Source organism: uncultured Virgibacillus sp. (genome assembly GCF_947495635.1).
Lineage (GTDB): Bacteria > Bacillota > Bacilli > Bacillales > Amphibacillaceae > Virgibacillus > Virgibacillus salarius.
This window is the reverse complement of sequence record NZ_CANMAB010000229.1, coordinates 1-486: the sequence shown is the minus strand read 5'-3', so window position 1 is coordinate 486 and position 486 is coordinate 1. Positions and strand designations below refer to the sequence as shown.

Annotated in this window: 1 protein-coding gene; it reads right to left on the bottom strand. The window is 34.8% G+C overall.

The genetic code is table 11. The features are described 5' to 3' along the window. Positions 1–77 precede the first annotated feature (77 nt). A partial coding sequence (locus Q1A47_RS20605; protein ID WP_299632762.1) for a transposase occupies positions 78–486 on the bottom strand: 409 nt, incomplete at its 5' end.

Genomic DNA, 486 nt, shown 5'->3' with positions numbered 1-486 from the left:
TTGACTCAATTTCATAATTACTTTTTTAATAAAATCAAAGAGCTGCAGAATTCTCAAAAATATTTTTTAAAATTAATCTAAGCAGCTATATTTTGATGAAGCATTGAATTAATACGATCACTGGCTAGTTTTGATGCATTATAAATAAGCGTTACGATGTCAAAATGAACCTTCGCTCGTTTTCCAGTACGGTAACGGATATTGTCTAGTTGATAATATTCCTTGAGATAAGCATTCACACGTTCTACAGCAGTACGCCGTTTAAAAATGGATTTCCATGCTTTTGACCCTCGTGCAGGTGCTGTATATCTTCGAAGGTTGGTAGTTATTTTCACCTTGTAAATCTTTTGACATAGACCTTCGGTTGCTAGCGGACAATCCTTACATGGTCGTGTGTATTTCAAGGTTTCATATTTGGTATCAAAGCTATCATAACGATAAGAATGTTCTCGAAAACAGGTAGGTGCAAAGTGTTTATCGAATCCA